This is a genomic window from Sphingopyxis sp. (assembly GCF_035250425.1).
Classification (GTDB): Bacteria; Pseudomonadota; Alphaproteobacteria; order Sphingomonadales; family Sphingomonadaceae; genus Sphingopyxis.
In genome coordinates this window covers 26,578-33,723 of sequence record NZ_DATFFD010000309.1, presented here as the reverse complement: position 1 = coordinate 33,723, position 7,146 = coordinate 26,578, and the positions used below count along the sequence as shown (strand labels likewise).

The window sequence follows — 7,146 nt, the reverse complement described above, 5'->3', positions numbered from 1 at the left end:
CGGGCGCCCCTGTCGCCGCTAGCTTTGCGCTCGCCGACTCTCGCTTCCCGAAGCGCAATCGCCCACGCGATCCCGATCGACGTCTCGTGCGCTATGCGAAGCGAGCCTCGCACCGTCACCATCGACGGCCTGGACCGGCGCCCGGTCCGGGAGGACCGGAACGCGCCAAGAGGGCAGCGCCCTTGGCGAGCCGCGGGCCCGGCGGCGTGTGTCGCGGGCCTGGGCCTAGCCGCCGCCGCGCCAAGAAAGCGAGCCAAGAGCGCCTGCGCGCCTTTCAGAAAAACGCGCGGCCTCTGGCGGCGGTCTCCGCCGCCAGTGCACGCCCAATTTCAGGCGCGCTCATTTTCCGGTCCCGCGAAGCGTGGGACCGCGCGGCACATCCGGTCCACATCGAGAGGAGCGAGGACCGCCTAGCGGCGAATGAAGAAGAGGTTGCGGTCGATATCGCCGCCCTCGGAATTAACCGTGCCTCGGCGTCCGGGCAGCGCCTCCCGCCCGCCGCCACGCCCCTTCGCTGCGGGCGCCGTAGCTCCGGCGACCTTGCCGAGATAGTGCCGCGTCTCTGGGGGCAATGGTTGCCTCCCGCGCAGATAGGCAGCGTAGCGTGCGGGACCGGCATTATAGGCGCCGAAGAGTCCGGGATAACCGAAGCGATCGTACATCAAGCGGAGGTAGAATGTCCCGGCGAGGATATTGTCACGCGGGGCATGCGGATCGTGGCCGAGCCGGAGACGGCTTCGCATCTCGGCCCAGGTCCCGGGCATGAGCTGCATGAGCCCCATCGCGCCGGCATGACTTACGATCGGGCGACCGTTCCATATCGTGCGCCCGCCGCTTTCGGCGATCATGACGCGTTCGATCCATGACACCGGGACGCCAAATCGCCTTGAGGCTTCATCGATGTGCGAACGCCAAGGCCATGCCGAATTCGTCGTGGCGGGCGTCGGGCTCGTCGGCGCGGGCGCAGCCGCTGCGAGCGCGAGCGGTGTCGATGTCGTTGCCGCTACCGCGCCCGCCGCCGCAGTCAGGGCGAGGGTTCTCAGTGCGCCCATAGCAAATACACCGTGCCGATGATGTCGCTTGCAGCGGTCGGCCCGAAGTATCGCCCGTCGAACGACGCAGCACCTGGCATCAGCAACAGATATTCGCCGCGTCCGAGAACGATGCAGCCCGACCAGTGCGGCATCGGCCTTCCCGCCCCGTCAAATTCGAGGCGGCGCGCGGCGCTCTGCCCGTTGATCGCGATATCGGCACCGGCCGCGCAGACGCGGTCGCCCGCCGCTGCCGCTACACGCTTGATCAGCGGCACATTGGCGGGGATGTAACGGCGAGCGCTGCCCAAGAGGCGCCAGCGCGGCGCCAGCGTGGCTGCAACCAGATCGCCTCGCTTGGGCGGCCGCGCGCCGCCCACGACATAGAGACCGACGGGGGCGCTGCGCGATACATTCCAGATCAGTAAAGGCGCCGGCGGGGCTAGAAGCGATGCAACGGCCGCGGCGACGACGCCCACCGCCGCGACAGCCAGACAAGGCTTCCGGCGAAGAACCGCCAAGCGTCGCCGCGCCGGAACGCGGAAAAGCGCGGCGTGACAGTTCTCACGCATCGCGTTGCCCCTCTACGATCATAGTCCGCGACCACGCGTCGAGGTCCTCCACGCAATAGACGATAAGACGGCCGTGCCTGCGAAAGGACGGTCCCTTCCCACTGACCCGCAGCCTTCTGAGTTTCCGCCAGCCGATGCAGAGATAGGCGGCGGCGGCGTGGGTGTTCATGAAGGGACGGATATCAGCCATGGCGGTAAATCCCGCCATCGGCATTCCGTCGCGCGGCGCGGCGGCAATGATGTGCGATAGGATGTTCCATGGTCGACTCCCGGCTTGTTGAGCACCAAGTCGACCAGCAATGCGGGATGCTGGGCATCCCCAATTCTAGGGAATATTCTCGTCGACGCCGATCAGCCCATGCCGCTGCGCGATCCGCGCCAGCTGCGTGCGACTGCGGACGCCGTAAGTGTGGCGCAGATATTTCATATGCGTGAGAACGGTCGAGAGCGCGACGCCCATGCGCTGTGCAATCTCGGCGTCGCTGTGCCCCAGGGCCGCGAGGCGAAGGCATTCGAGGCGGCGCGGACTGAGGGGCGGTGGACCGTCTTCGGCGGGGGCGGGATAGCCGTAGATGCGGCGCACTTCAGCAAACGCTTCGTCGACGATCCATGCGGCCGCGCGGCAATAATCGCCTGGAGGAAGCTCGGAGGCCTGGGTGGCGAGCGATCCGCTGCCAGGCGGCTCGCCGGCAACGCCTATGGGAACGGTGATACCCCGGCGTAGTCCGTGGCGCGCGGCCTCGTCCAGGATCGGCCGATGAACGCGGCTTCGCCCGAGGATCGAGCCGAGTTCGCTCCACGCGAAACATCGGTTCGTTCGCAGCGAGGCGAGGTGAACCGGGTCGCGGCGATAATAATGACGCGCGATGAAGATGTCGTGCCATTCGCCGTAATTGTCGAGGCAGAAATAAGAAGGCTCCTGGCGAACGAACCAGACCATCTGAACGAGCGCCACGCGGTCGAACCCGAGTTCGCCTACAGCATCGACGGTATCGGTCAGGACATCGCGGTCGCGCCGCGCGGCGCGAACCGATTTGCGGTGTTGCTCGATCAGCCGCTCGATCGGCACGAGGGAAACGGGCGAAGATCGCACGCACCATCGCCGGGAGGGTGCCCCGAGGCATAGACCGAAACGCTGCGCCCGCTACGCCGGGCCCCTATTCGGCAGCCTAGTTCGCGCGCGACCTGCATCTGCCCTCCTCTGGAATGACGACCGACAGGTCTCAACCAGAAGAGCCGCCTCCGCCATCCCAAGAAAAGGGGTGCGAATGGCGGAATTTTTGGGAAGCGTGCCGAGCCCGATTCCGCTCCAGCCGCACCGCCGGCAGCTCATGATCCTTGCCACGGGCGTCTTTTTGCCAAGAGTGTCAACATGCTCGATTCGCATGATCTTCTTGCTGAGGGCGCCGAGCGCTGGGCGCGACTGACCGAGAAGCATCGCGCCTGCCTCGACCTGCTTCTCGAGCATCGGACGTCCAAACAGATTGCGCGGATACTGGACATTTCGAAGCCGACGGTCGACCAGCGCATCGCGGCGGCGCGGGTCATCCTCGGCGCTAGCGATCGCGGCGATGCCGCTTTGCGCTATGCCCGGCTCAAGGCGATATATGATCAAATCATATATGATCCGATGCAGGTTCCCCAAGGCCGCAAGCTTGTGTCATCCGACTTCGCGAACGGTGACCCAGCGAGGACGACAGCGCCCGAAGAACGCGCCTCGTTCCTCGCACAGCCGTTCGGGGATTTTTGGAGGCCCGACCACCCTCCGACGACGCGAGGTACGATAACCGCTGTCATATTGGTCCTGACAGTGTTTCTCGTTCTTGCCGGCCTGGTGATCGGCGACGTCCTGACGCGGTTGATCTCCGGCTGACCCCTTCCACAAACCGAAACCAGTATCGGGGTTCCGTCTGCCGGTCCCGGAAAGGAGAAGCTATGTCCAGTTCAATCGCAAGCACGGCCGCCCGCCTTCAGCGCGACGTACCCGCCACCGAATTTCGGATCGACGACGCGCTGCTCGCCGTATCCTCGCTCATGACGACAATCGTGACCGCGCGGCGCGACATCGACAACATTCCTGCCGTAGCGGGCCAGGCGACGATCCAGCGCCTCGCAAAGGCACAGCTCGCGCTCGTCGGCGTCAGCGGGGACGTTTTGCGGGTTCATGGCGAGCTCGCGCGCATAGGCACGGAAACCGCGGGTTACGATCTTCACGATTGTCCCGAGGCAGCCCCGTCGGCGGGGCTCCCGCTTCGGAGCGTTGCATAGAGCCATATTGACCCCGGAGCAGCCAGCGTGGAAAAAAGTCCTGATGCGAACCGCCTTGTTTCTGGCTTTCTTGCTGGCTGCGCTTGGGTTCGCCGCCTGGCGGGGTGGCGGTCCCGAACGCGCGATGGCCGCAATTGCGCTGGGCCTGGTGGGCGCGGACGGGATCCTGCACCGATATATTCCGGTGGAGTTTGCGACGCTCGACGTGGGACATCTCGCGATCGATGTTTCTGGCGTAGCCGCTACCGCAACGCTCGCGCTCTGTGCGCATCGCTTCTGGCCGATGATCGCGGCCGTCCTCCATATCCTTCCGCTGATGGCGCACATGAGCCGGGTGCTCGACATGACGCTGCATCCGGCGGCCTATCTCACGATGCAGGTGGCGGCGTCTTGGTTGGTGCCACCCCTGCTCATCCTCGCAACCTGGCGTCACCAGCGGCGCTTGCAGCGTCGGGGCAGCGATCCGTCCTGGCACGTCTGGTGGCGTGCGTCGAACCGGGCAACGCCGAGATCGTAGCGGCGCGGCTCATTGCCGAGTTTCGAAGTCTCGCTCGCCTGCTATCGCAAAGTCCGGACGCAATCGCACGGGTCGTGGGCCGCGACAGTGCGATCATCCCGCTGTTGCTCGCGTCGCGCGACACGATGCGCGAGGCGATGCGCCGTGATCTGCATGACAGGCGGATCAGCGCGTCGAGCCGCAGGCTGACGGATTATCTGAAGATTTCGATGGGCGGCCTCCCCGACGAGACGCTGCGCATTCTGTTTTTGGACGCGCGGCACAGATTGATCGCCGACGAGCAGATGCAGCGGGGAACGATCGATCAGGTCGTGCTCTATCCGCGGATCATCCTGCGCCGCGCGATCGAGCTCGATGCGGAAGCCGTCATCCTCGTGCACAATCACCCGAGCGGCGATCCGACCCCGAGCTCGGCCGATCTCTCGGTCACCGAACGGCTCGCCGCAATGGCGCGATCGCTCGATATCGCCGTCGTGGACCACATTGTGGTCACGGCGACATCGCATCGAAGCATCGTGCAACCGAGCGGCTCATCCGGCGACAAAATAGGACAGTCCTTTGGCCTGCGCTCCGCGAGGGACGACGTGCCGCGCGGTGACGGCGCCGATACCATCCTCGGCGCCGCTTTGGCGGGCGCACTTGCGAACGCGCGGCGATCGGTCCGACGCCTCCTGCTGCGCCGACAGTTGCTGGATGTCGACAGGCTGTTCGGCGATCCGGCGTGGGATATGCTCGTGGAACTCTTCATCGCGCATTGCGAAGGCGCGGCGGTCCCGACGGGAGCGCTTGGCATCGGTTCCGGACTGTCATCGAGCAGTGCGCAGCGCCTGGTCCAGCGGCTGGTCGACGCAGGGCTCATAGTGCGCGCGCCCGATCCCGACGATGGACGACGCCATTTCGTCAGCCTGTCGGCAGACATCGCGCACCGTCTGACAGCCTATTTCGTCGCGCACGACGAGTAAAAGCCCGCGCACCCCGGGGATGGTCCGGCTATTATAGGAATTGGTCCAAACAGCTGAATTAGAACCAGTTTCGGGATCGATTTTTCCTGGCGGCCCCTTCAATCGCCGGGCTTCATCGGTTACCATTTGGGCGCCGGTTGTCATCTGGCGAAACGGTAGCGGCAAGAGCCGGCCTTGAGATGACAGGACCAATCGCGCGATCGTTCAGCGAGGCCGGACCGGGAGAGGAACCCGGAAAAGCGCCATTGAGGAGCGGCTGCCGGGCGAAGGGTCCGGAACCCGTCGGCGGCCGACGATCCACACCATGCATAACCGACTGATACAAAAGCTTGCGTCCGGTATCGCTTCATCGGCGACCGAGATCCAACTTTACGGCGCCTTGTCGAGCGCCGCCTCACGGCTCGGCTTCGATCATTTTGCGCTGGCCTACGACCGCCGCGGCGCCAGCGGGCCGGCCTCGCTCCTGATCCACGACTATCCGGAGCCCTGGGCCCGGCTATATGTCAAACTCGACCTGGGCGGCATCGACCCGGTCCGGCGCGCCGCCGAGCGATCGATGACCGGTTTCGGCTGGCACGTGCTCGACCATTATATTCCACTGACCAGAGGCGATCGCAGGATGCTCGAGATCGGCCGCGAACATGGGGTGAGCGACGGCTTTACGGTCCCGCGGCATCTCCCCGGCGAAGCGAGCGGGGCCTGTTCGTTCGCGGTCGGTCCCCAAAAGCAGATGCCGGGCGGCATGTTCCATGCCGCCGAGATCATCGGCGCCGTCGCCCTGACCACCGCGCGGAGCCTGATCGGTGCGCCGAGACCGACAGATCGGCCAAGACTCAGCGAGCGGCAGCGCGAATGCGTGCTGTGGATCGCGCGCGGGAAAACGGCGGGCGAAACGGCCGCGATCCTCGGCATCAGCGAGGAAACCGTCATTCAGCATCTCAAGGTCGCGCGCGACCGCTACGACGTCCATTGCCGCCAGATGCTGATCCTTTGCGCGCTGTTCGACGGCCTCATCGGCTTTTCGGACATTTACGACTGGTGGCACGACTGACGGATAACCGGGGATGGCGAGGCGCAAACCATCCCCATTTCTTGGTATCGCCGAAATCCGCCGCACATGGTCTGATTCCGCCTCTCACCAAGCGAGGAAAAATCATGACCGATCAGCTCACGCGGGCGCAGCAGGCGCCCGGGAATGCGGCGATGCGCGCGATGTTCGTGGCCCGAAAACGGGTCTTCGTCGACATGTTGCAATGGGACCTGTCGGTGCTCGAGGACATGTACGAGATAGACCAGTTCGATACGCCCGACGCCGAATATCTCATCCTGCTCGACGACACCGGCGAACATCGCGCCTCGGCGCGCCTCCTTCCAACCACCGGACCGCATCTTCTCGGCAATCTCTATTCCTGGTTGTGCGACGAAGCGGTTCCGCGCGGCCCGTCGGTCTGGGAGATCAGCCGTTTTTGCATCGACCCCCGCCAGACCGCGTCCGAACGCCGCGGCGCGCGCAATGAATTGGTCACGGCGCTCGCCGATTATGCGCTGCGCCACGATATCAGCGATTACACCGGCGTTGCCGAGTGGAACTGGTTCCAGAAGATCATGCGCTTCGGCTGGTCTTGCCGACCGCTGGGTCATGCGACCGACGAAGGCGCCTCAAAGCTTGTCGCGCTTCGCATCCGGATCGACGCCGATACCAAAGCCGGCCTGGAACGTGCCGGAACCTATGTCCCTCTCGGCCTTGTCGACTATGAGAGCGGGGAGACGGCCCATTGAAACGCGATCTCTCACCG

Annotated in this window: 10 protein-coding genes; 5 read left to right on the top strand and 5 right to left on the bottom strand. The window is 65.0% G+C overall.

Going from position 1 to position 7,146, the window contains the following annotated elements:
* Positions 1-410: 410 nt before the first annotated feature.
* The 4 genes from VJ811_RS19435 to VJ811_RS19075 form a co-directional block, all read right to left on the bottom strand.
* Positions 411-1,052: a lytic transglycosylase domain-containing protein gene (locus VJ811_RS19435; protein WP_414711979.1), complete on the bottom strand. Its 642-nt coding sequence runs from the start codon at positions 1,050-1,052 to the stop codon at positions 411-413.
* Complete coding sequence (locus VJ811_RS19085; RefSeq protein WP_324075341.1) at positions 1,040-1,603, bottom strand: S26 family signal peptidase; 564 nt, start codon at positions 1,601-1,603, stop codon at positions 1,040-1,042. The genes VJ811_RS19435 and VJ811_RS19085 overlap by 13 nt, the downstream gene beginning before the upstream one ends.
* On the bottom strand, positions 1,596-1,811 hold the full coding sequence (locus tag VJ811_RS19080) for a DNA-binding protein (protein WP_324075339.1): 216 nt from the start codon (positions 1,809-1,811) through the stop codon (positions 1,596-1,598). The genes VJ811_RS19085 and VJ811_RS19080 overlap by 8 nt, the downstream gene beginning before the upstream one ends.
* Positions 1,812-1,928: 117 nt before the next feature.
* The gene (locus VJ811_RS19075; RefSeq protein ID WP_324075337.1) at positions 1,929-2,696 is read right to left on the bottom strand and encodes a LuxR family transcriptional regulator; all 768 of its coding nucleotides are present in this window, start codon (positions 2,694-2,696) and stop codon (positions 1,929-1,931) included.
* Positions 2,697-2,975: 279 nt separating this feature from the next.
* Between VJ811_RS19075 and VJ811_RS19070 the strand changes: the two genes are divergently transcribed.
* Entirely contained in the window at positions 2,976-3,476 is a 501-nt protein-coding gene (locus tag VJ811_RS19070) for a sigma factor-like helix-turn-helix DNA-binding protein (protein ID WP_324075335.1), read from the top strand.
* Positions 3,477-3,547: 71 nt separating this feature from the next.
* Here the strand turns inward: VJ811_RS19070 and VJ811_RS19065 are convergent, their stop codons facing one another.
* On the bottom strand, positions 3,548-3,817 hold the full coding sequence (locus VJ811_RS19065) for a hypothetical protein (protein ID WP_324075333.1): 270 nt from the start codon (positions 3,815-3,817) through the stop codon (positions 3,548-3,550).
* A gap of 97 nt (positions 3,818-3,914) precedes the next feature.
* Here VJ811_RS19065 and VJ811_RS19060 point away from each other — a divergent pair, with 97 nt between their 5' ends.
* The 4 genes from VJ811_RS19060 to VJ811_RS19045 all read left to right on the top strand — a co-directional run bounded on the left by VJ811_RS19060 (position 3,915) and on the right by VJ811_RS19045 (position 7,129).
* On the top strand, positions 3,915-4,388 hold the full coding sequence (locus tag VJ811_RS19060; protein WP_324075331.1) for a hypothetical protein: 474 nt from the start codon (positions 3,915-3,917) through the stop codon (positions 4,386-4,388).
* Positions 4,389-4,492: 104 nt separating this feature from the next.
* Positions 4,493-5,350 (top strand): JAB domain-containing protein, encoded by an 858-nt coding sequence (locus VJ811_RS19055; protein WP_324075329.1) that lies wholly within the window; start codon positions 4,493-4,495, stop codon positions 5,348-5,350.
* Between the two features lie 304 nt (positions 5,351-5,654).
* Entirely contained in the window at positions 5,655-6,401 is a 747-nt protein-coding gene (locus tag VJ811_RS19050; protein WP_324075327.1) for a LuxR family transcriptional regulator, read from the top strand.
* A gap of 104 nt (positions 6,402-6,505) precedes the next feature.
* A complete protein-coding gene (locus tag VJ811_RS19045; protein ID WP_324075326.1) occupies positions 6,506-7,129 on the top strand; it encodes an acyl-homoserine-lactone synthase in 624 nt (207 codons plus the stop codon).
* The last annotated feature ends 17 nt before the right edge of the window (positions 7,130-7,146 follow it).